The following is a 19,195-nucleotide window of genomic DNA, read 5'->3' on the forward strand; positions in this document are numbered from 1 at the left end:
ACCGGGTTTTCCAGTCGATAACCCCGACATTCCCCGGCCTAATCGGTGTTTTCCCGGCATTTGTGCCTAATTGTTCACAGGGCTGGCCGCCGCAGGGGCGCCCCGTATAATGCCGCCATCGCCACTGTATGGATTGACGGATTGCATATGACTGAACAGCGCCCTATCGCGGTCCTGGGAGGCGGAAGCTTTGGTACCGCCGTGGCCAATCTGCTGGCCGAGAACGGTCATCGGGTGCGGCAGTGGATGCGTGACCCGGAGCAGGCGGAGGCCATTCGCATTCATCGCGAAAATCCGCGTTACCTCAAAGGCATCAAGATTCATCCGGCGGTGGAGCCGGTGACCGATCTGTTGGCCACCCTGAACGACAGTGACCTGTGTTTTGTCGCCTTGCCCTCCAGCGCCCTGCGCTCGGTGCTGGCGCCCCATGCGCAGTTGCTCGCCGGCAAGCTGCTGGTCAGCCTGACCAAGGGCATCGAGGCGCAGACCTTCAAGCTGATGAGTGAAATCCTCGAAGAGATCGCCCCGCAAGCACGGATCGGTGTGCTGTCCGGGCCGAACCTGGCCCGCGAAGTGGCCGAGCACGCCTTGACCGCCACCGTGGTCGCCAGCGAAGACGAAGAACTCTGCCAGCGCGTGCAGGCGGCCCTGCATGGCCGGACCTTCCGCGTCTATGCCAGCGCCGACCGCTTCGGCGTCGAACTGGGCGGGGCGTTGAAGAACGTCTACGCGATCATCGCCGGCATGGCCGTGGCCTTGGGCATGGGGGAAAACACCAAGAGCATGCTGATTACCCGGGCGCTGGCGGAAATGACCCGTTTCGCCGTCAGCCAGGGCGCCAACCCGATGACCTTCCTCGGCCTGGCGGGGGTTGGTGATTTGATCGTCACCTGCTCGTCGCCCAAGAGCCGCAACTATCAGGTCGGTTTCGCCCTGGGCGAAGGCCTGAGCCTGGAAGAGGCGGTGGACCGGCTCGGCGAGGTGGCCGAAGGCGTGAACACCCTCAAGGTGCTCAAGGTCAAGGCACAGGAAGTGGGTGTATATATGCCGCTGGTGGCCGGATTACATGCCATCCTGTTTGAGGGGCGCACGCTGAACCAGGTCATCGAGCTGCTGATGCGTGGCGAGCCGAAAACCGATGTCGACTTTATCTCCCCCAGTGGTTTCAACTGAGCAGGACAGGAGCGAGACATGAACGATACGAATTCCGAAGCCAAGTACGAATCCATCCTGCTGCGTGTGCTGTGGATGCTGGTGTTCGTGCTGGTCTGGCAAGTGGCGCAATTCATCCTCGGCGCGCTGGTGCTGGTACAGCTGATCTACCGGCTGATCTACGGCTCGCCGAGTGCCAGCCTGATGAACTTCGGCGACAGCCTGAGCCAGTTCCTGGCGCAGATCGGTCGTTTCGGCAGTTTCCACACCGACCAGAAGCCTTGGCCGTTCGCCGACTGGCCGGCCCCGCGCGCGCCTGAAGGCGAAGCGCCACATGTGGTGCCACCGGCGCCCCATCCGGTGCGGGACGAGGAGCCCAAGCTGTGAAGCTCTGGGTGCTGCGTCACGGTGAAGCCGAGCCGCATGCGCGCAGCGATGCCGAGCGCAACCTGACCGAGCATGGCCGCGAGGAAGCGCTGCGCAGCGCCGCGCATCTGATCGGCCAGCCGCTCAGCGCGATCATCGCCAGCCCTTATGCGCGGGCGCAGCAGACGGCGAAGCTGGTGCGCGAAGCCCTGGGCTTCGAAGCGGACATCCGCACCGTGTCCTGGCTGACGCCGGACAATAACCCACTGTCGGTGGTCGCCCAGCTCGACTCGGCGGACAACGTGCTGCTGGTCAGCCACCAGCCGCTGGTGGGCAACCTGATCGGCCTCCTGCAGCACGGCCATCTGCGCAATCCCCAGCCGATGCACACCGCGGGCCTGGCGGAACTCGAAGGCGACTGGCCGCTGGCCGGCCTGATGACCCTCAACAGCATCAAGAATCCCTGAGCCTGAATCCCAGAACGATAGGAGCGAGGCTTGCCCGCGAAAGGAAGCGGCGCGGACTGTCCGAAGCAGCGCGTCCGCCTTCATCGCGGGCAAGTCTCGCTCCTGCGACGATCTGTTCTTTTCGCTACATTTCTTAACTTGCGGCGTTTCTTTGTGCGTGGAATAGTCGCCCGAGCAAGTGCTTGGTTGGCTAGCCTCACGATCAGAACAAAAACAAAGGAGCGAGTTGCATGTCTGCTGCTTTTCGTTTGCCGCTGGAAGTGTTCTACGAGCGCGAAGCTCGTCATCCCCGCCAACGTTTCCTGGTCCAGCCCCTGGGCGGTGGCCGGGTCGAGGATCTGACCTGGGCCGACGTCGGCCACCAGGCCCGCTGCGCCGCCCACTGGCTGCGCGCCCGCGAGCTGCCGCCGGGCAGTCATGTCGCGATCATTTCCAAGAACTGCGCCCACTGGATCATCGCCGACCTGGCGATCTGGATGGCCGGTCACGTTTCCGTGCCCCTGTATCCCAACCTGACCGCCGATTCGGTGGCCCAGGTGCTGGAACATTCCGAGTCGGCCCTGGTGTTCATCGGCAAGCTCGACGACTGGCCGGCGATGGCCCCCGGCGTGAAACCCGGGTTGCCCACCATCAGCCTGCCGATCTGCCCCGAAGGCCGCTTCGACTTCACCTGGGACGAGTTGCAGCAGTGCTCGCCGATCCAGGACGACCCCAACCCCGCCGCCGAGCAACTGGCGACCATCATCTACACCTCGGGCACCACCGGCCTGCCCAAGGGCGTGATGCACAGCTTCGGCACCCTGGGTTTCGCCGCTTCACGCGGCACCCAGCTGTTCGGCCTCGGGCCGACGGACCGGCTGCTGTCCTACCTGCCGCTGTGCCATGTGGCCGAGCGCATGTTCGTCGAGCTGGCGGCGATCTATACCGGGCAAACGGTGTTCTTCGCCGAGAGCCTGGAGACCTTTCTCACCGACTTGCAGCGGGCGCGGCCCACGGCGCTGTTCGGCGTGCCGCGGATCTGGACCAAATTCCAGATGGGCGTGTACAGCAAGGTCCCGGCCAAGCGCCTGGACTTCCTGCTGGGCCTGCCCTTCATCGGTAAGCGGGTCGGGCACAAGGTGCTGGCCGGACTGGGGCTGGATGCCCTGCGGGTCGCCTTGTCCGGCGCCGCGCCGGTGCCGCAGACCCTGCTGGACTGGTACCAGCGCCTGGGCCTCGACGTGCTGGAGGTGTACGGCATGACCGAAAGTTGCGGTTATTCCCATATCGGCCGCAGCGGCCAGCATGTACCCGGCTGGATCGGCCGGCCCTGCCCGGACGTCGAGGTACGGATCGACGAGGCCGGAGAGGTCCAGGTGCGTAGCGGGGCGACCATGCTCGGCTATTTCAAGGACCCGCAGAAGACCGCGGAAACCGTCACCGCGGATGGTTTCCTGCGTACCGGCGACAAGGGCGAGCAGGACGCCGACGGTAATCTGCGCCTGACCGGGCGGCTCAAGGAGATCTTCAAGACCAGCAAGGGCAAGTACGTGGCCCCGGCGCCGATCGAGAACCGCCTGGCGGTGCATTCGCGGATCGAGCAGGTGTGTGTGGTCGGCGATGGCCTGAGCGCGCCGCTGGGCTTGTGCGTGTTGTCCGCGGCCGGTTTGCAGGACGCCGCAGGCAACGCCCGTGGCGGCCTGCATGCGAGCCTGGAAAGCCTGCTTGACGAGGTCAATGGCGCGCTCGACAAACATGAACGCTTGCACCGCCTGGTGGTGGTGAAGGACAGTTGGGCGGTGGAGAACGGCTTTCTGACCCCGACCCTGAAGATCAAGCGCAATGTCATCGAAGCCACCTACGGCGAGCGCTTCAAAGAGTGGAGCGAGCGCTCCGAAGCGGTGCTGTGGCAGGATTGAGCGCGGATAACCACCCAAAAGGATGCAGTGATGAGCCTATGGCGTACCACCCCGAACATCGAGCAACTGAACGCGATCCAGAAAAACACCATCGGTGAGGTGCTGGACATCCGCTTCGAGTCCTTCGACGACGAATCCCTGACCGCGAGCATGGTGATCGACCATCGCACCCACCAGCCCTATGGCCTGCTGCATGGCGGTGCCTCGGTGGTGCTGGCGGAAACGGTCGGCTCCATGGCCAGCTACCTGTGCATCGACGCCAGCAAGTTCTACTGCGTGGGCCTGGAGATCAACGCCAACCATCTGCGCGGCCTGCGTTCCGGCCGGGTGACGGCGGTGGCCAGGGCGATTCATATCGGGCGTACCACCCATGTCTGGGATATCCGCCTCTGCAGCGACGAAGGCAAGGCCAGCTGCGTATCGCGTCTGACCATGGCCGTAGTGCCGCTGGGGCAGACGCCGCCGGCACGTTGAGGGGTACCCATAGGCTGAGGCGGAGTGTCATCATTCTTGACCGTTACTGTCATTGCCGCCGGGTAATGGCATGCGGACAATCAGCCATCGTTTTTTGTTCATGAGTTAGCCGGTATGTCGCAACAGGTGTTTTTCACTCACGCCAACGGATTTCCCTCGGGGACCTATGGCAAGTTGTTCGCCGCCCTGGCGCCCGAGTATCAAGTGGCGCATTTGCAGCAGCACGCTCACGATCCGCGCTTTCCGGCGGACGACAACTGGCTGAACCTGGTGGACGAACTGATCCACCATCTGCAACAGCAGGCCGAGCCGGTGTGGGGTGTCGGCCATTCCTTCGGCGGCGTCCTGCATCTGCATGCGGCGCTGCGCTGCCCGGAGCTGTATCGCGGGGTGGTGATGCTCGATTCGCCGGTGCTGACCCGCGCCGATCAATGGGTGATTCGCGCTGCCAAGCGGTTCGGTTTCATCGACCGCCTGACCCCCGCCGGGCGGACCCTGGGCCGCCGCGAGGAGTTCAGCGACCTGGAGTCGGCGCGCAAGTATTTTGCCGGCAAGACCCTGTTCCGCGGCTTCGACCCCGAGTGTTTCGACGCTTACCTGCAACATGGCCTGCATCAGGTCGACGGCCGTTTGCGGCTGCGTTTCGACCCGGCCACCGAGATCAGCATCTATCGCGGCGTGCCGCACACCAGCCCGGGCCGCCCCCGGCAGTTGAAGGTGCCGCTGGCGGTGGTGCGCGGGCGCCAGAGCCGGGTGGTGATGAAGCACCACGCCAGCAGTGTCGGGCGCATGCCCCATGGCGAATCCCTGAGCATGCCGGGCGGGCATATGTTCCCGCTGGAGCGCCCGCAGGACACCGCGGCCCTGCTGAAAAAACTCTTCAGCCGCTGGGAAGCTCGCGCCGAACGGAGCTGCGCATGAGCGCCGCGGTGGAAGAAGTCCGCCTGAGCCTGCCGCATATCGAGCTGGCGGCGCACCTGTTCGGCCCCGAGGACGGTTTGCCGGTCATTGCCCTGCACGGCTGGCTGGACAACGCCAACAGCTTCGCGCGGCTGGCGCCCAGGTTGCGCGGCTTGCGCATCGTCGCCCTGGACATGGCCGGGCATGGCCATTCCGGACACCGCCCCCTGGGTGCCAGCTATGCGCTCTGGGATTACGTATATGACGTCTTGCAGGTCGCCGAGCAGCTGGGCTGGAAACGCTTTGGCCTGCTCGGGCATTCCCTGGGGGCGATCGTCTCGTTGGTGCTGGCCGGCTCGTTGCCCGAGCGGGTGAGCCACCTGGCGCTGATCGATGGGGTGATTCCGCCGACCGCCAGTGGGGAAAACGCCGCCGAGCGCATGGGCATGGCCCTGCAGGCCCAGCTGGACCTGCGGGACAAGCGCAAGCCGGTCTACGCCACCCTGGACCGCGCCATCGAGGCGCGGATGAAGGGCATGGTCGCGGTCAGCCGCGAAGCCGCCGAACTGCTCGCGCAACGCGGCCTGATGCCGGTCCCGGGGGGCTACACCTGGCGCAGCGACAGCCGCCTGACCCTGGCTTCGCCGCTGCGCCTGACCCAGGAGCAGGCCCTGACGTTCGTCCAGCGCCTGGCCTGTCCGGCCCAGCTGGTGGTGGCGGCCGACGGCATGCTGGCCAAGCACCCGGAGTTGCTGGAGCGGCTACCCTTCAGCCGGGAACAGCTGCCCGGTGGCCATCACCTGCACTTGAACGACGAAGACGGCGCGATCCTTGTTGCAGACTGTTTCAATAGGTTTTTCGCCGTTTCTTGACTTGCAGCGGGCAACTGTCGAGGCTGGGCGGGTTGAAATGGGAGACAACCATGATAGATCTCTATACCGCTGCGACCCCGAATGGCCACAAGGTCTCTATCGTGCTCGAGGAACTCGGCCTGCCCTATACGGTGCATGCCCTGAGTTTCGACAAGAAGGAACAAAAGGCTCCAGGCTTTCTCAAGATCAATCCCAATGGCCGGATTCCGGCGATTGTCGACCGCGCCAACGGCGATTTCGCCGTGTTCGAGTCCGGCGCGATTCTCATCTACCTGGCTGAACTCAGCGGGCAACTGCTGCCCAGCGATCTCCAGGGCCGTTCCCGGGTGATCCAGTGGCTGATGTTCCAGATGGGCGGCGTCGGTCCGATGCAGGGCCAGGCCAACGTGTTCTTCCGTTATTTTCCGGAAAAGCTCCAGGGCGCCATCGATCGTTACCAGCATGAAACCCGGCGCCTGTACGAGGTGCTCGACACCCGCTTGCAGGAGGTCGAGTTCCTCGCCGGCGACTACAGCATTGCCGATATCGCCACCTTTCCCTGGGTACGCGGCCATGAATGGTCCGGGGTTTCGGTGGACGGCCTGGCGGCCCTGCAACGCTGGATGGCGACCCTCGAGGCGCGGCCGGCGGTGCAGCGCGGGCTGCTGGTCCCGCAACGCACGGATGACGCCAGTGTCATCAAGGGCGCCCAGGCCATGCTGATCCGATGAGAGCACCCATGCGTTTATCCAGTGTCCTGCTGTTGTCCGCTGTCAGCCCCTTGCTGTTCGCCGCCGATTTGCCCGGCAGCCATGACTTGCCGATCGTGCCGCGCATGCCTGACGCGCAGATCGTCGACTATCGTCCGGCGGCCGAGATGGAGCGGATCTACCCCATGGGCTCGATCCGCAAGATCAGCGGCCAGCTGCGTTTCGATGGCCAGGTCGGCGCTCGTGGCACCACGACTTCGGTGACCTACGAGTTGCCGCCGGAACATTCCTCGACCGCGGCCTTTACCGCCGCTCGCGAAGCCTTGCAGGGGCAGGGCGCCGAGCTGTTGTTCTGGTGCCAGGCCCGCGATTGCGGGGAAAGCAGCCTGTGGGCCAATGAGGTGTTCGGCAATGCCAAGCTGTATGGCGCCGATGTCCAGCAGGCGTACCTGCTGTTGCGCCTGGCCGCGCCCAACGACAATTCGCTGGTGGCCCTGTACAGCATTACCCGCGGCAACCGCCGGGCGTACCTGCATGTCGAGCAATTCGACGCCAGCACCCCCCTGGGCGAATTGTTGCCGACCTCGGCCACCCTGTTGCGCCAGCTCAAGGACACCGGCGAGCTGGACCTGCCCAAGCTCGGCGGCGAGCCCCAGCCGACCTGGCTGACCTTGCTGTCGCGCGGGTTGAACCTCGATACCACCTTGCGGGTCAGTGTTTCCGGGCCGAATGCCGAGGCCTGGCGCCAGGCCCTGATCGGCCAGGGCGTGCGGGCGGCACGCATGGAAAGCGGCAGCCGCGAGGCCCCTGGCCTGCGTCTTGAGCTGCTGCGCTGAACCGCTGCATTGAACGGGCTTGGGCGAACGGGTATCCACCGTTCGCCTACGCTTGGTGAGTTGACCTTTCTCGAGATGCCAAATGCTCAATAATGATCGCCTGTTGGTGCAGATCCTGCTTCTGGTGCTGTTCGGCGCCAGCTTCTGGGTCATGGCGCCGTTCTGGTCCGCGTTGTTCTGGGGGGCGGTCCTGGCGTTTGCCAGCTGGCCGCTGATGCGCCTGCTGACCCGCTGGCTCAATGGCCGCGAGTCCCTGGCCGCGGCCGTGCTGACCCTGGGTTGGATGCTGCTGGTGGCGGCGCCGCTGGTCTGGCTCGGCTTCAACCTGGCCGACCATGTGCGTGACGCCACCGCCTTTATCAAGGATGTGCAGGTCGATGGCCTGCCCGCAGCGCCGAGCTGGTTGGCCGGCGTGCCCTTCGTCGGTGAACGGCTGGTGGGGCTGTGGAACAGCATCGACCAGCAGGGCGCGGCGATGATGCTGGCGATCAAGCCCTACCTGGGGCAGGTCGGCAACTGGCTGCTGGCCCGCAGCGCGCAGATCGGTGGCGGGATCCTCGAGCTGACCCTGAGCATCGTCTTCGTGTTTTTCTTCTATCGCGACGGGCCGCGCCTGGCGGTGTTCGTCCATGGGCTGCTGGAGCGGCTGATTGGCGACCGCGCCGGCTACTACATCGAGCTGGTGGCCGGTACGGTGCAGCGGGTGGTCAACGGTGTGATCGGCACCGCCGCGGCCCAGGCAGTCCTGGCCCTGATCGGGTTCCTGATCGCCGGCGTGCCGGGTGCGCTGGTGCTGGGGATCGTCACCTTCCTGCTCAGCCTGATTCCCATGGGCCCACCGCTGGTATGGATTCCGGCCACCGCCTGGCTGGCCTGGAAGGGCGAATACGGGATGGCGGTGTTCCTCGGTATCTGGGGCACTTTCATCATCAGTGGCGTCGACAACGTGCTCAAACCCTACCTGATCAGCCGCGGCGGCAACCTGCCGCTGGTGATCGTGCTGCTCGGGGTCTTTGGCGGGCTGATCGCGTTCGGCTTCATCGGCCTGTTCATCGGCCCGACCCTGTTGGCCGTGGCCTACAGCCTGCTGACCGACTGGAGCGCGAGCCAGGCGCGGGTCGAAGACAAGCGCCTGTAGCCGCTGCTTGGCAGCAGTGGCGGATGATCAGGCGGCGTCGTGAACGCCGCCGGGGGGCAAGGTTCGTGGACGGGAGCCGGGTACCGCCCGGCAACGGGCGACTCAGGCGCGGGGCAGGCGCACCACGGTGGTCAGGCCGCCACCGGGGGTTTCTTCCAGGTGCAGTTGCCCGCCCAGGCGTTCGGCGGCCTCGCGGGCAATGGTCATGCCCAGGCCGACGCCGCCGGAATTGCGGTTGCGCGAGCCTTCCAGCCGGTAGAAGGGTTCGAACACGGCTTCGCGCTGGTCTTCGGCGATGCCCGGGCCATGGTCGATGACCTGGATTCGCACCTGCTCGCGGCTGTCCTGCAGGCTGATACGGGCATGCCCGGCATAGCGCAGGGCGTTGTCCAGCAGGTTGTTCAGGCAGGAACGCAGGGCCAACGGCTGCACTTGCAGGGGCGCGCAATGGCCGTCGGTCCGCACGTCGGCGCCCTGGTCTTGGGCGTTTTCGCAGAGCGACTCCACCAGCGCCTGCACATCCATCCACTGCAGGGCCTCGCTGGTGCGCTGTTCATGCAGGTAGCTCAGGGTCGCGTCGAGCATGCTGATCATGTCGTCGAGGTCCTGGCGCATCTGGCCCTGCAGCTTGTTGTCCTCGATCTGTTCCAGGCGCAGCTTGAGGCGCGACAGCGGCGTGCGCAGGTCATGGGAAACCGCGCCAAGCATGCGCCCGCGTTGCTTGACCTGCTCCTGGATGCGCCGCTGCATCAGGTTGAAGGTGTGGGCCGCCTGCCGCGCTTCCCGTGGGCCGGACTCGTCCAGCGGCGGGCTGTCGAGGTTTTCGCTGAGGCGCTCGGCGGCATCGCTCAGGCGCTGGATCGGCCGGGTCAGCAGCTTGGCGCCGTACCAGGCGGCGATGATCAGCGAGATGAACTGGAACGTCAGCGGCACGATCGGGCCGCCGAACCAGGGACGTGGTGGCCGTGGCTCGAAACGCCCACTGCCGGGCTGTGGCTGGCCGCTGAATTCGCTGGCCGGCGGGCGTGGAGGTGGGCCGTAGAGACGGAACCAGAAAAAGGCGAGCAGGTGGGCGAGCACGATCGCGATCAGCAGTACCCCGAACAGGCGGCCGAACAGCGTATCGAAGCGCCCACGCATCAGCCGATGTCTCGGGCGTCGAACAGATAGCCTTCACCACGCACGGTCTTGATCAGCTGCGGCGATTTCGGGTCGTCGCCGAGCTTCTGCCGCAGGCGCGAGACCAGCAGGTCGATACTGCGATCGAAGGCTTCGATGGAGCGCCCACGGGCGGCGTCCAGCAACTGTTCGCGGCTCAGGACCCGGCGCGGGCGTTCGATGAACACCCAGAGCAGGCGGAATTCGGCGTTGGACAGCGGCACGACAAGACCGTCGGCGGAGATCAGCTGGCGCAGCACGCTGTTCAGGCGCCAGTTGTCGAAGCGGATATTGGCCCGCTGCTCGGTGCGATCGTCGCGGACCCGGCGCAGGATGGTCTGGATCCGCGCCACCAGTTCCCGGGGCTCGAAGGGCTTGGCCATGTAGTCGTCGGCCCCCAGCTCCAGGCCGATGATCCGGTCGGTGGGCTCGCAACGGGCCGTCAGCATCAGGATCGGGATGTCCGATTCGTTACGCAGCCAGCGGCACAGGGACAGGCCATCCTCGCCGGGCAGCATCAGGTCGAGCACCACCACGTCGAAGTGTTCCGCCTGCAAGGCCTGGCGCATCGCCGCGCCGTCGGTCACGCCGGTGGCGTGGATATTGAAGCGGGACAGGTAGTCGATCAGCAGTTCGCGGATCGGTACATCGTCGTCGACGATCAGCGCCCGGGTGTTCCAGCGCTTGTCGTCACCCGTGCCAGGTGCTTTCTGATCGTCATTGAGGGGAGCTGGAGTGTTGTGCATGCGTGCGATCGTCTGCCAGGTAGGCTGCCAGCCACAAAGAGGGGCGGCGAGGTGGTGGCTTCAGCATAGGCGTCCGGCCCTGGGGCTGGAAGTGCTGTTCGGGAGTGTTGCGGCTGGCGAGGGTAGCCGGGCGGGGTGTTGCCGGCGTGTCGGGAGTGTATCGGGCTTGACACAATTGCCGCCAGGGTCGGGCATTTGCACGGTTTTATCGATACGGGAGCTGCCGTTGGCGATGAATTACCGATCATCGGGTCCCGGAGCGTCGTCGCTTGCGCTACAATCCGCGCCGATTTCGACTTGCCTGAGAGCCCCTTCATGTCCGCTTGCCAGACTCCTATCATCGTCGCCCTGGACTTTCCCACCCGTGACGCCGCACTGAAACTGGCTGATCAGCTGGACCCCAAGCTGTGCCGGGTCAAAGTCGGCAAGGAACTGTTCACCAGTTGCGCTTCGGAAATCGTCGGCACCCTGCGCGACAAGGGTTTTGAAGTCTTCCTCGACCTGAAATTCCATGACATCCCCAACACCACCGCGATGGCCGTCAAGGCCGCCGCGGAGATGGGCGTGTGGATGGTCAATGTGCACTGCTCCGGCGGCTTGCGCATGATGGCGGCCTGCCGCGAAGTGCTCGACCAGCGCAGCGGCCCGAAACCGCTGCTGATCGGCGTGACCGTGCTGACCAGCATGGAGCGTGAAGACCTGGCCGGCATCGGCCTGGATATCGAGCCGCAGGAACAGGTGCTGCGCCTGGCCGCCCTGGCGGAAAAGGCCGGTATGGACGGCCTGGTCTGCTCGGCCCTGGAAGCCCAGGCGCTGAAGGCCGCGCACCCGTCGCTGCAACTGGTGACCCCGGGGATCCGTCCGGCGGGCAGCGCCCAGGACGACCAGCGGCGCATCCTCACCCCGCGCCAGGCGCTGGATGCCGGTTCCGATTACCTGGTGATCGGCCGTCCGATCAGCCAGGCGGCGGACCCGGCCAAGGCCCTGGCGGCCGTGGTGGCCGAGCTGGCCTGAATCCGGCAGCGCAGTGCTGGCTGTCGGCGATAGTGCAAGCGCGCTTCGCGCTATCGCGAGCAAGCTCGCTCCTACAGAGAGTGCATAGGCCCTTGTAGGAGCGAGCTTGCTCGCGAAACGATCGGACAGACAACCCGATTCAAAGAGCCATGTTCAAACCTTCAGCACCAGCTTGCCGAAGTTCTCGCCGCTGAACAGCTTCATCAGCGTTTCCGGGAAAGTCTCCAGCCCCTCGACGATATCCTCCTTGCTCTTGAGCTGCCCCTTGGCCATCCAGCCGGCCATTTCCTGCCCGGCGGCGGCGAACTGGGCTGCATAGTCCATCACCACAAAACCTTCCATGCGCGCGCGATTGACCAGCAACGACAGGTAGTTGGCCGGGCCCTTGACCGCCTCCTTGTTGTTGTACTGGCTGATGGCGCCGCAGATCACCACCCGGGCCTTGAAGTTCAGGCGGCTGAGCACGGCATCGAGAATGTCGCCGCCGACGTTGTCGAAATACACATCAACGCCTTTTGGGCATTCGCGCTTGAGGCCGGCATGGACGTCTTCGCTCTTGTAGTCGATGGCCCCGTCGAAGCCCAGTTCGTCGATCAGGAACTTGCATTTGTCCTGGCCGCCGGCAATGCCGATCACCCGGCAGCCTTTGATCTTGGCGATCTGCCCGGCAATGCTGCCCACCGCGCCGGCCGCGCCCGACAGCACCACGGTTTCACCGGCTTTTGGCGCACCGACGTCCAGCAGGGCGAAATAGGCGGTCATGCCGGTCATGCCCAGGGCCGACAGGTAGCGCGGCAGCGGCGCCAGTTTCGGATCGACCTTATAGAAGCCGCGCGGCTCGCCGAGGAAATAGTCCTGCACGCCCAGGGCGCCATTGACGTAGTCGCCGACGGCGAAGCCGGGGTTGTTCGAGGCGATCACCTGGCCCACGCCCAGGGCGCGCATCACTTCACCGATGCCCACCGGCGGGATGTAGGACTTGCCTTCGTTCATCCAGCCGCGCATGGCCGGGTCGAGGGACAGGTACTCATTCTTCACCAGGATCTGCCCGGCCGCCGGTTCGCCGACGGGAACCTGCTGGTAGGTGAAGGTTTCGCGGGTCGCCGCGCCCACCGGGCGTTTGGCGAGCAGAAACTGGCGATTGGTCTGGGTGGTCATGGCAGGCACTCAAGGATCGATGGAACCCTAGTTGATAGACCTTCAGCCCTGATGCCGCAAGGTTTGCCGCTGTAGCGAATAGGGGGCGATCCAGAGGCGTGATGGTCGTATGGCGACTTTCATCACCACCGCGGATAAGTGGGCAACCGGCCCTCTGATAGTGCTGCCGCGTGCCCGTTGCCTGTGCCTAGACTGGGCGAATCCGATCCATGCATTCCATCGAGGGCATCACCATGAGCATGACGTTTTCCGGCCAGGTCGTTTTGGTCACCGGCGCAGCGGCGGGTATTGGTCGGGCCACGGCCCTGGCGTTCGCCGCGCAGGGGCTGAAAGTAGTGGCGGCCGACCTCGATGTCGCCGGTGGCGAGGGCACGGTGCAATTGATTCGCGCCGCCGGTGGCGAGGCGCTGTTCGTGCGCTGCGACGTTACCGATGAGGCGGATGTGCAGAACCTGATGGCCCAGGTGGTAAGCAGCTACGGCCGCCTCGACTATGCCTTCAACAATGCCGGGATCGAAATCGAGAAGGGCAAGCTGGCGGACGGCACCCTGGATGAGTTCGACGCGATCATGGGAGTCAACGTCAAGGGCGTCTGGCTGTGCATGAAACACCAGTTGCCGCTGATGCTCGCCCAGGGCGGCGGGGCCATCGTCAACACCGCATCGGTGGCCGGTCTGGGCGCGGCGCCGAAGATGAGCATCTATGCCGCCTCCAAGCATGCGGTGATCGGCCTGACCAAGTCGGCGGCCATCGAGTACGCGAAGAAGAAAATCCGGGTCAACGCGGTGTGCCCGGCGGTGATCGACACCGATATGTTTCGCCGCGCCTACGAGGCCGATCCGAAGAAAGCCGAGTTCGCCGCGGCCATGCACCCGGTCGGGCGGATCGGCAAGGTCGAGGAAATCGCCAGCGCGGTGCTGTATCTGTGCAGCGACGGCGCGGCCTTCACCACCGGCCAGGCGCTGGCGGTCGACGGTGGCGCCACCGCCATCTGACGCTCGCCTGCCTTAGGGGCGGCCCAGGTGACCAAGCGTTGCCAGGGCTGTACCGGATCGACCTCGACCATTCTGAAAACGACCTGAACGTAGCTTTTTGCCATTATTCCGACGCCAGAGACTTGTGCTCCAGTGCAGCCCGTTGCGAACCTGCAAAACTGGACAATGGCCCTGTTGCCATTGGGGACTGGAAGGGGACTGAGCGCAATGAATTCGGCCACGAACGGACGTTTTGCCAATCTCGGCATGGCGAAAAAACTGGGTGTCGGTTTCACCCTGGTGCTGCTGCTGACGGCACTGGTAGCCGCCATCGGCATCTGGTCCCTGCAGACCATCAGCCAGCGCTTCGATGGCCTCAAGCAGATGTCGTCGCTCAACAGCGGGTTGCTCAAGGTGCGCCTGCTCGAACAGAACTATGCCTTGCACGGCGACGCCAAAACCGCGGACGCCTTGCACGAGGGCGTCGACGCCTTGCTGGCCCTGGCGGCGCAGCTCAAGGAACGTTCGGCGGCGAATGTGCCGGTGATGACCGATGTCGAGCAGGCGCTGGGGGCTTACCGCAAGGCTTTCGACGAGTTCGTCGAGCTGACCCAGGCCAAGGACCTGGCGCTGGAAATGGCCAGCTGGTCGGTGTCCAGCGTGGCCAATAACCTCGACGTGCTGCAGGCCGGCCTGGCCGATGACGGTACCTATAGCCTCAAGGAATCCGCCGGCAAGGAGGGTAGCGAGTTCGTCGAGCAGGCCAATCAGGTCAGCCAGGTCTCGCGCCTGATGCTGCAAGCCATGAACGAAGCCCGGGTGCGCCTGGACCAGAGCCGCAAGGGCGAGGAAGAGGTCGAGCAGGGTAAGATCGAACAGGCCGATCAGGCCCTGGCCCAGGCCGAGCAGCTCAAGACCCTGGTCAAGGACGCCGGTTATCAGACGGTGCTCAACGAAGTGGTCGGGCATATCGGTGGCTTCAGCGAGAAGCTCGCCGAATACACCGGCTTGCTGGCGCAGGAGAAAAAGGTCTATCAGCAGCTGCACGAGCGCGCCGCACAAGTGATGGAGCGGGTCGACCAGGCGTACGGCGCGCAGGATCAGGCGATGCAGGCGGAGCTGAAAAAGAATTCGCTGCTGATCGTCGCGTCTTCGGCCCTGGCGTTGCTGGTGGGTGTGTTGGCGGCCTGGATCATTACCCGCTTGATCGTCACTCCGCTGCGCAGCGTGATGCGCGTGGCGCAGCAGATCGCCGCCGGTGACCTGAGCGCGACGGTGGAGGTGACGCGCCGGGACGAAATCGGCCAGTTGATGCTGGCGATGCAACAGATGGGCAGCGGCCTGAGCGGTATTGTCAGCGGCCTGCAGGCAGGCATCGAACAGTTGGCCAGCTCGGCCCAGTCGCTGTCGGCGGTGACCGAACAGACCAATCTGGAAGTCAGCAGCCAGAAGGAAGAAACCGAGCAGGTGGCCACGGCGATGAACCAGATGACCGCCACCGTGCACGACGTCGCGCGCAACGCCGAAGAAGCCGCGCAGGCGGCGCAGACCGCCGACGACAAGGTCGAAAGCGGCCAGCAGGTGGTGCGCCAGAGCATGCAGCGCATCGAACAGCTGGCGGATTCGGCCACCAGCGCCAGCTCCAGCATCGAAAGCCTCAGCGCCGAGATCCAGAACATCGGCACCGTGCTCAGCGTGATCAAGAGTGTCGCCGAGCAGACCAACCTGCTGGCGCTGAACGCGGCCATCGAAGCGGCGCGTGCCGGCGAGCAGGGCAGGGGCTTCGCGGTGGTGGCCGACGAAGTGCGGGCCCTGGCCAAGCGTACCCAGCAATCCACCGAAGAGATCGAACGTCTGGTCAGTGCCTTGCGTTCGGCGGCGCAGTCCTCGGTGCAGCAGATCCAGAGCAGCGGCGAACTGGTCAAGCTGGCGGTCAGCGATGCGCTGCAGACCGAAAGCGCGTTGGGCAGCATCGCCACGGCGGTGTCGCTGATTCAGCAGATGAACCAGCAGATCGCCGCGGCCGCCGAACAACAAAGCTCGGTCGCCGAAGAGATCAACCGCAGCGTCACCAGCATCCGTGCCAGCGCCGATCAGTCGTCACTGGCCATGCAGGGCAATGCGGCGTCGAGCATCGAGCTGGCGCAGTTGGGGGCGGAGTTGAAGGGGATGGTCGGGCATTTCCGGTTGTAATGCCGCGGGTGCTTGCTACAGGCTGCGCCGCCAGGGGCGCAGCCTTATGGATCGTGCCGCGCGAGTTGCTTGCACGGCTGTTGCCGGTCAGTCGTAAATGGCTTTCTTCTTCCAGTCGGCGTCGGCTTCGACGACCTTCAGGCCTTCGGTCAATTGGTTGACCTCGCCTTCGACCGGCTGGGTGTTGGTCAGCACCATCGCGTTGGAGCGGGCCAGGAGTTTTTCCAGGTACTCCAGCTGTTCCCGATAGACCGCCGGATCCGGCTGCTTGCGCAGGTACTGCACACCGCGCTCGAACGCCAGGCGCGCCTGGCCGGGTTGTTCCTGCTGCAGGGCGTACTGGCCGAGGTTGTTGAAGAACTCGATATGCAGCAGCACCAGGATATGGCGGATTTCCCTGATCCAGTGCTTGGCTTCATTGGTCGGCAGGAAACCGTCCTGGGCGGCGCGCGTCACCTGGCCATGCAGGGCTTCCAGGAGAAAGCGCACGTCCTTGGCCTTGGCTTCGGTCTGGATCGGGCAGGGCGGGTTGTTGACCGGAATCGATTCGCCCTGGCCGACCAGCGCGTTCAACTCGGCGATACGCGCCTTGAGCGTGGCATCGGACTTGTTCAGGTTCAACAGACGCTGAACGACGTTGAGCTCCAGGCGGGTCATCAGCAACTTGAGCCCTGGCGACATGAACTGGCCGGGGAAGGTCTCGGTGATTTCGCCACAGCGGCGCAGGCGGTCATTGAGTTCGACCTTGGTACGGGCCTTTTCCAGTTTGTTGTTTTCCACCACATGGTTCATGTAGCCAATGGCGATCAATATTACGATCCCGGCTACTACTAGCAGGGTGATCATGAGTGGTGTCACCGTGTAAGACCTCTTTCTGGGGTTCGCGTACGAGTGGCGAGTGTAGTGACTTAGCCTTGGGGCGCCTAGCGCAGGTCGACGAGCAGAAACAGGCCGATTCTCTGCTTATATAGGAAATGTCTGGCTGGTTTCATATTGCCATCACCTAAGGATGTGGACTATAGCGTCTTGTCGAGTGTCAGAATATAGGCGTCAAGGCACAGGCTGCACAAATGCCCGAAAGGGCTCGCAAACCACCCCGAAGTCATTGATTTAAATAAATTTATATCAGGGGGTTGACGACCCTCCAATCCATCCATAGAATGCGCGCCACTTGCAGCGTAAAGCACACAGCGAAACGCGGCAGGGAGTGAATGTTGTAGCGTGTCCCCTTCGTCTAGTGGCCTAGGACACCGCCCTTTCACGGCGGTAACAGGGGTTCGAGTCCCCTAGGGGACGCCAATGCGGGAATAGCTCAGTTGGTAGAGCACGACCTTGCCAAGGTCGGGGTCGCGAGTTCGAGTCTCGTTTCCCGCTCCAATTTTAAACGGCACTGCTTTCGGGCGGGGCTGAGTGAAACCAGAACCAAGTCTTCGGAGGCGGATCTGGACACCGAAACACACACCATGTGTTCCGGGTAGCGTGTCCCCTTCGTCTAGTGGCCTAGGACACCGCCCTTTCACGGCGGTAACAGGGGTTCGAGTCCCCTAGGGGACGCCATTTGCGGGAATAGCTCAGTTGGTAGAGCACGACCTTGCCAAGGTCGGGGTCGCGAGTTCGAGTCTCGTTTCCCGCTCCAAACATAGAGCTACAGATTTTCAACAGTCTGTAACTCATCGAAAAAGGGTCCCATTCGGGACCCTTTTTTCGTTTCCGTCGGCAGTGGCCGAGTTTCGGTCCGTTGCTCCTCTGCAGTGCGGGATGACGCTGCTTTCCCCTTGTCCTGTACGCTGGCGCAGATCCTGTTCGGCGCCTGCATGCTCCTGACCGTGCGCCCAGCCTTTGTGAGTAGGCGTTTGGCACAGGGTTTGCGAAGGTCTGGGCCGGATTGACCATCGATAGAGTGGTGCACCTTTAAATGAGTATCTCCGTGGCGACAACTAAGGGTAATTGGCGGGCGGTCATCGCACTGGTGTTGGCGGCCTTTGTGTTCAACACCACGGAGTTCGTCCCCGTCGGGCTATTGAGTTCGATCGGCAGCAGCTTCGACCTGTCGACGGCCCGGGTCGGTCTGATGCTCACTCTCTATGCCTGGATAGTGTCCCTGACTTCGCTACCGGTCATGCTGCTGACGCGCAACGTCGAGCGACGCAAGCTGTTGCTCGTGCTGTTCGGGATGTTTATCGCCAGTCATATTCTGTCGGGGCTGGCCACGAGTTTCGGCATGCTGTTGCTGAGCCGGGTCGGTGTGGCCTTGTCCCATGCGCTGTTCTGGTCCATTACCGCGTCCCTGGCGGTGCGTCTGGCACCACCGGGAAAACAGGTCCAGGCCCTGGGCTTGCTGGCCACCGGTACTTCCTTGGCGATGGTGCTGGGTATTCCCCTCGGCCGGTTGCTGGGCGAGGCCATGGGCTGGCGGACCACCTTTATCGTGATTGCTGGCCTGGCTACCGTGCTGGTGTTCTGGCTGGCCAGGAGCCTGCCGTTGTTGCCCAGCCAGAACTCGGGTTCTCTCAGAAGCCTGCCGGTGCTGTTCAAGCGGCCTGCGCTGATGGCGCTCTATGTACTGACAGCTCTGGTGGTCACCGCGCAGTTCACGGCCTATAGCTACATCGAGCCTTTCATCAAGGTGGTGGCCGGCTTGAGTGGCGATGCGGTGACCCTCATCCTGCTGCTGTTCGGTGGCGCCGGTATCTTCGGCTCGCTGTTGTTCAGCAGGTTTCACCGCTACAGCCCGCAGCGCTTTCTGCTGGTGACGGTGGCGTCGCTCATTCTGTGCCTGGCATTGCTGTTGCCGTTGAGCGGGGAGGTCTCGTATCTGGGCGGGCTCAGCCTGATTTGGGGGATGGCGATCATGGGCTTCGGGCTGGCGCTGCAGTCCAGGGTTCTGGTGCTCGCTCCGGACGCTACCGATGTGGCAATGGCGCTGTTTTCGGGGATCTACAATATCGGCATCGGCGGCGGCGCGCTGCTTGGCAGCTGGGTAGGGGGCCAACTCGGGTTCGCCTATATCGGCTTGGCCGGCGGCTTGCTGGCGACCTTGGCGTTGCTGCTCTACTGCGCATCCATCTACCGCCTGACCCGGTCCAGCGTTTTGGGTGTCGACCCTGCTGAGGCCGCGGTCGAGAAGTAGAGTCCGGGAGCAGGGCATCGAGAGGCGCCA

The 19,195-nt window shown here is 64.1% G+C and carries 18 protein-coding genes and 4 tRNA genes; 18 read left to right on the forward strand and 4 right to left on the reverse strand.

Going from position 1 to position 19,195, the window contains the following annotated elements; all coding sequences use genetic code 11:
* Window positions 1–147: 147 nt before the first annotated feature.
* From BMY68_RS01160 to BMY68_RS01205, 10 genes are all read left to right on the forward strand, one after another.
* Window positions 148–1,173, forward strand: a complete 1,026-nt coding sequence (locus tag BMY68_RS01160) for an NAD(P)H-dependent glycerol-3-phosphate dehydrogenase (RefSeq protein WP_009042808.1) — start codon at window positions 148–150, stop codon at window positions 1,171–1,173.
* A gap of 18 nt (window positions 1,174–1,191) precedes the next feature.
* Window positions 1,192–1,539 (forward strand): DUF4389 domain-containing protein, encoded by a 348-nt coding sequence (locus BMY68_RS01165; RefSeq protein WP_007931570.1) that lies wholly within the window; start codon window positions 1,192–1,194, stop codon window positions 1,537–1,539.
* Window positions 1,536–1,985, forward strand: a complete 450-nt coding sequence (gene sixA, locus BMY68_RS01170) for a phosphohistidine phosphatase SixA (protein WP_009047787.1) — start codon at window positions 1,536–1,538, stop codon at window positions 1,983–1,985. The genes BMY68_RS01165 and sixA overlap by 4 nt, the downstream gene beginning before the upstream one ends.
* Window positions 1,986–2,215: 230 nt before the next feature.
* On the forward strand, window positions 2,216–3,883 hold the full coding sequence (locus BMY68_RS01175; protein ID WP_085530199.1) for an AMP-binding protein: 1,668 nt from the start codon (window positions 2,216–2,218) through the stop codon (window positions 3,881–3,883).
* Window positions 3,884–3,913: 30 nt separating this feature from the next.
* A complete protein-coding gene (locus BMY68_RS01180) occupies window positions 3,914–4,357 on the forward strand; it encodes a hotdog fold thioesterase (RefSeq protein ID WP_007931583.1) in 444 nt (147 codons plus the stop codon).
* A 114-nt stretch (window positions 4,358–4,471) separates the two neighbouring features.
* Window positions 4,472–5,278, forward strand: coding sequence for an alpha/beta fold hydrolase (locus BMY68_RS01185; protein ID WP_085530200.1), 807 nt, complete (start codon window positions 4,472–4,474; stop codon window positions 5,276–5,278).
* A complete protein-coding gene (locus tag BMY68_RS01190) occupies window positions 5,275–6,129 on the forward strand; it encodes an alpha/beta hydrolase (RefSeq protein WP_085530201.1) in 855 nt (284 codons plus the stop codon). The genes BMY68_RS01185 and BMY68_RS01190 overlap by 4 nt, the downstream gene beginning before the upstream one ends.
* Window positions 6,130–6,179: 50 nt before the next feature.
* On the forward strand, window positions 6,180–6,839 hold the full coding sequence (locus BMY68_RS01195; RefSeq protein ID WP_085530202.1) for a glutathione S-transferase family protein: 660 nt from the start codon (window positions 6,180–6,182) through the stop codon (window positions 6,837–6,839).
* Between the two features lie 8 nt (window positions 6,840–6,847).
* Window positions 6,848–7,654, forward strand: a complete 807-nt coding sequence (locus BMY68_RS01200; protein ID WP_175534801.1) for a DUF4892 domain-containing protein — start codon at window positions 6,848–6,850, stop codon at window positions 7,652–7,654.
* Window positions 7,655–7,736: 82 nt separating this feature from the next.
* Complete coding sequence (locus tag BMY68_RS01205) at window positions 7,737–8,792, forward strand: AI-2E family transporter (protein WP_085530204.1); 1,056 nt, start codon at window positions 7,737–7,739, stop codon at window positions 8,790–8,792.
* A 102-nt stretch (window positions 8,793–8,894) separates the two neighbouring features.
* On the opposite strand, the gene BMY68_RS01210 is transcribed toward BMY68_RS01205, so the two are convergent.
* A complete protein-coding gene (locus BMY68_RS01210; RefSeq protein WP_085530205.1) occupies window positions 8,895–9,932 on the reverse strand; it encodes an ATP-binding protein in 1,038 nt (345 codons plus the stop codon).
* Window positions 9,932–10,696 carry a response regulator gene (locus tag BMY68_RS01215; protein ID WP_085530206.1) on the reverse strand — a complete coding sequence of 255 codons (765 nt, stop codon included), beginning with the start codon at window positions 10,694–10,696 and terminating at the stop codon, window positions 9,932–9,934. Before BMY68_RS01215 ends, BMY68_RS01210 begins: the two co-directional genes overlap by 1 nt.
* Before the next feature lie 315 nt (window positions 10,697–11,011).
* Between BMY68_RS01215 and pyrF the strand changes: the two genes are divergently transcribed.
* Complete coding sequence (gene pyrF / locus BMY68_RS01220) at window positions 11,012–11,710, forward strand: orotidine-5'-phosphate decarboxylase (protein WP_007931610.1); 699 nt, start codon at window positions 11,012–11,014, stop codon at window positions 11,708–11,710.
* A 153-nt stretch (window positions 11,711–11,863) separates the two neighbouring features.
* On the opposite strand, the gene BMY68_RS01225 is transcribed toward pyrF, so the two are convergent.
* On the reverse strand, window positions 11,864–12,868 hold the full coding sequence (locus tag BMY68_RS01225) for an NADP-dependent oxidoreductase (protein WP_062823204.1): 1,005 nt from the start codon (window positions 12,866–12,868) through the stop codon (window positions 11,864–11,866).
* Between the two features lie 233 nt (window positions 12,869–13,101).
* Here BMY68_RS01225 and BMY68_RS01230 point away from each other — a divergent pair, with 233 nt between their 5' ends.
* Both BMY68_RS01230 and BMY68_RS01235 read left to right on the forward strand, forming a co-directional pair.
* Window positions 13,102–13,863, forward strand: a complete 762-nt coding sequence (locus BMY68_RS01230) for an SDR family oxidoreductase (RefSeq protein WP_085530506.1) — start codon at window positions 13,102–13,104, stop codon at window positions 13,861–13,863.
* A 207-nt stretch (window positions 13,864–14,070) separates the two neighbouring features.
* The gene (locus BMY68_RS01235; RefSeq protein WP_085530207.1) at window positions 14,071–16,035 is read left to right on the forward strand and encodes a methyl-accepting chemotaxis protein; all 1,965 of its coding nucleotides are present in this window, start codon (window positions 14,071–14,073) and stop codon (window positions 16,033–16,035) included.
* 87 nt (window positions 16,036–16,122) lie between these two features.
* On the opposite strand, the gene BMY68_RS01240 is transcribed toward BMY68_RS01235, so the two are convergent.
* The gene (locus BMY68_RS01240) at window positions 16,123–16,893 is read right to left on the reverse strand and encodes a hypothetical protein (protein WP_085530208.1); all 771 of its coding nucleotides are present in this window, start codon (window positions 16,891–16,893) and stop codon (window positions 16,123–16,125) included.
* Window positions 16,894–17,258: 365 nt separating this feature from the next.
* Between BMY68_RS01240 and BMY68_RS01245 the strand changes: the two genes are divergently transcribed.
* The 5 genes from BMY68_RS01245 to BMY68_RS01265 all read left to right on the forward strand — a co-directional run bounded on the left by BMY68_RS01245 (window position 17,259) and on the right by BMY68_RS01265 (window position 19,165).
* Window positions 17,259–17,334: transfer RNA gene (locus tag BMY68_RS01245), tRNA-Glu, on the forward strand.
* 2 nt (window positions 17,335–17,336) lie between these two features.
* Window positions 17,337–17,412: transfer RNA gene (locus BMY68_RS01250), tRNA-Gly, on the forward strand.
* Between the two features lie 104 nt (window positions 17,413–17,516).
* Window positions 17,517–17,592 (forward strand) — tRNA-Glu (locus BMY68_RS01255).
* Window positions 17,593–17,595: 3 nt separating this feature from the next.
* Window positions 17,596–17,671: transfer RNA gene (locus BMY68_RS01260), tRNA-Gly, on the forward strand.
* 279 nt (window positions 17,672–17,950) lie between these two features.
* Window positions 17,951–19,165, forward strand: coding sequence for a sugar transporter (locus BMY68_RS01265; protein ID WP_085530209.1), 1,215 nt, complete (start codon window positions 17,951–17,953; stop codon window positions 19,163–19,165).
* Window positions 19,166–19,195: the final 30 nt, after the last annotated feature.

It is taken from the genome of Pseudomonas sp. NFACC41-3 (genome assembly GCF_900109505.1).
In the GTDB taxonomy this organism is placed as follows: Bacteria; Pseudomonadota; Gammaproteobacteria; order Pseudomonadales; family Pseudomonadaceae; genus Aquipseudomonas; species Aquipseudomonas chlororaphis.

Excerpts from the sequence above, each read along its gene's own strand:
- BMY68_RS01160 (WP_009042808.1), top strand. The coding sequence starts at position 148 with ATGACTGAACAGCGCCCTATCGCGGTCCTGGGAGGCGGAAGCTTTGGT.
- BMY68_RS01165 (WP_007931570.1), top strand. The coding sequence starts at position 1,192 with ATGAACGATACGAATTCCGAAGCCAAGTACGAATCCATCCTGCTGCGT.
- BMY68_RS01175 (WP_085530199.1), top strand. The coding sequence starts at position 2,216 with ATGTCTGCTGCTTTTCGTTTGCCGCTGGAAGTGTTCTACGAGCGCGAA.
- BMY68_RS01180 (WP_007931583.1), top strand. The coding sequence starts at position 3,914 with ATGAGCCTATGGCGTACCACCCCGAACATCGAGCAACTGAACGCGATC.
- BMY68_RS01185 (WP_085530200.1), top strand. The coding sequence starts at position 4,472 with ATGTCGCAACAGGTGTTTTTCACTCACGCCAACGGATTTCCCTCGGGG.
- BMY68_RS01190 (WP_085530201.1), top strand. The coding sequence starts at position 5,275 with ATGAGCGCCGCGGTGGAAGAAGTCCGCCTGAGCCTGCCGCATATCGAG.
- BMY68_RS01195 (WP_085530202.1), top strand. The coding sequence starts at position 6,180 with ATGATAGATCTCTATACCGCTGCGACCCCGAATGGCCACAAGGTCTCT.
- BMY68_RS01200 (WP_175534801.1), top strand. The coding sequence starts at position 6,848 with ATGCGTTTATCCAGTGTCCTGCTGTTGTCCGCTGTCAGCCCCTTGCTG.
- BMY68_RS01205 (WP_085530204.1), top strand. The coding sequence starts at position 7,737 with ATGCTCAATAATGATCGCCTGTTGGTGCAGATCCTGCTTCTGGTGCTG.
- BMY68_RS01210 (WP_085530205.1), bottom strand. The coding sequence starts at position 9,932 with ATGCGTGGGCGCTTCGATACGCTGTTCGGCCGCCTGTTCGGGGTACTG.
- BMY68_RS01215 (WP_085530206.1), bottom strand. The coding sequence starts at position 10,696 with ATGCACAACACTCCAGCTCCCCTCAATGACGATCAGAAAGCACCTGGC.
- pyrF (WP_007931610.1), top strand. The coding sequence starts at position 11,012 with ATGTCCGCTTGCCAGACTCCTATCATCGTCGCCCTGGACTTTCCCACC.
- BMY68_RS01225 (WP_062823204.1), bottom strand. The coding sequence starts at position 12,868 with ATGACCACCCAGACCAATCGCCAGTTTCTGCTCGCCAAACGCCCGGTG.
- BMY68_RS01230 (WP_085530506.1), top strand. The coding sequence starts at position 13,102 with ATGAGCATGACGTTTTCCGGCCAGGTCGTTTTGGTCACCGGCGCAGCG.
- BMY68_RS01235 (WP_085530207.1), top strand. The coding sequence starts at position 14,071 with ATGAATTCGGCCACGAACGGACGTTTTGCCAATCTCGGCATGGCGAAA.
- BMY68_RS01265 (WP_085530209.1), top strand. The coding sequence starts at position 17,951 with ATGAGTATCTCCGTGGCGACAACTAAGGGTAATTGGCGGGCGGTCATC.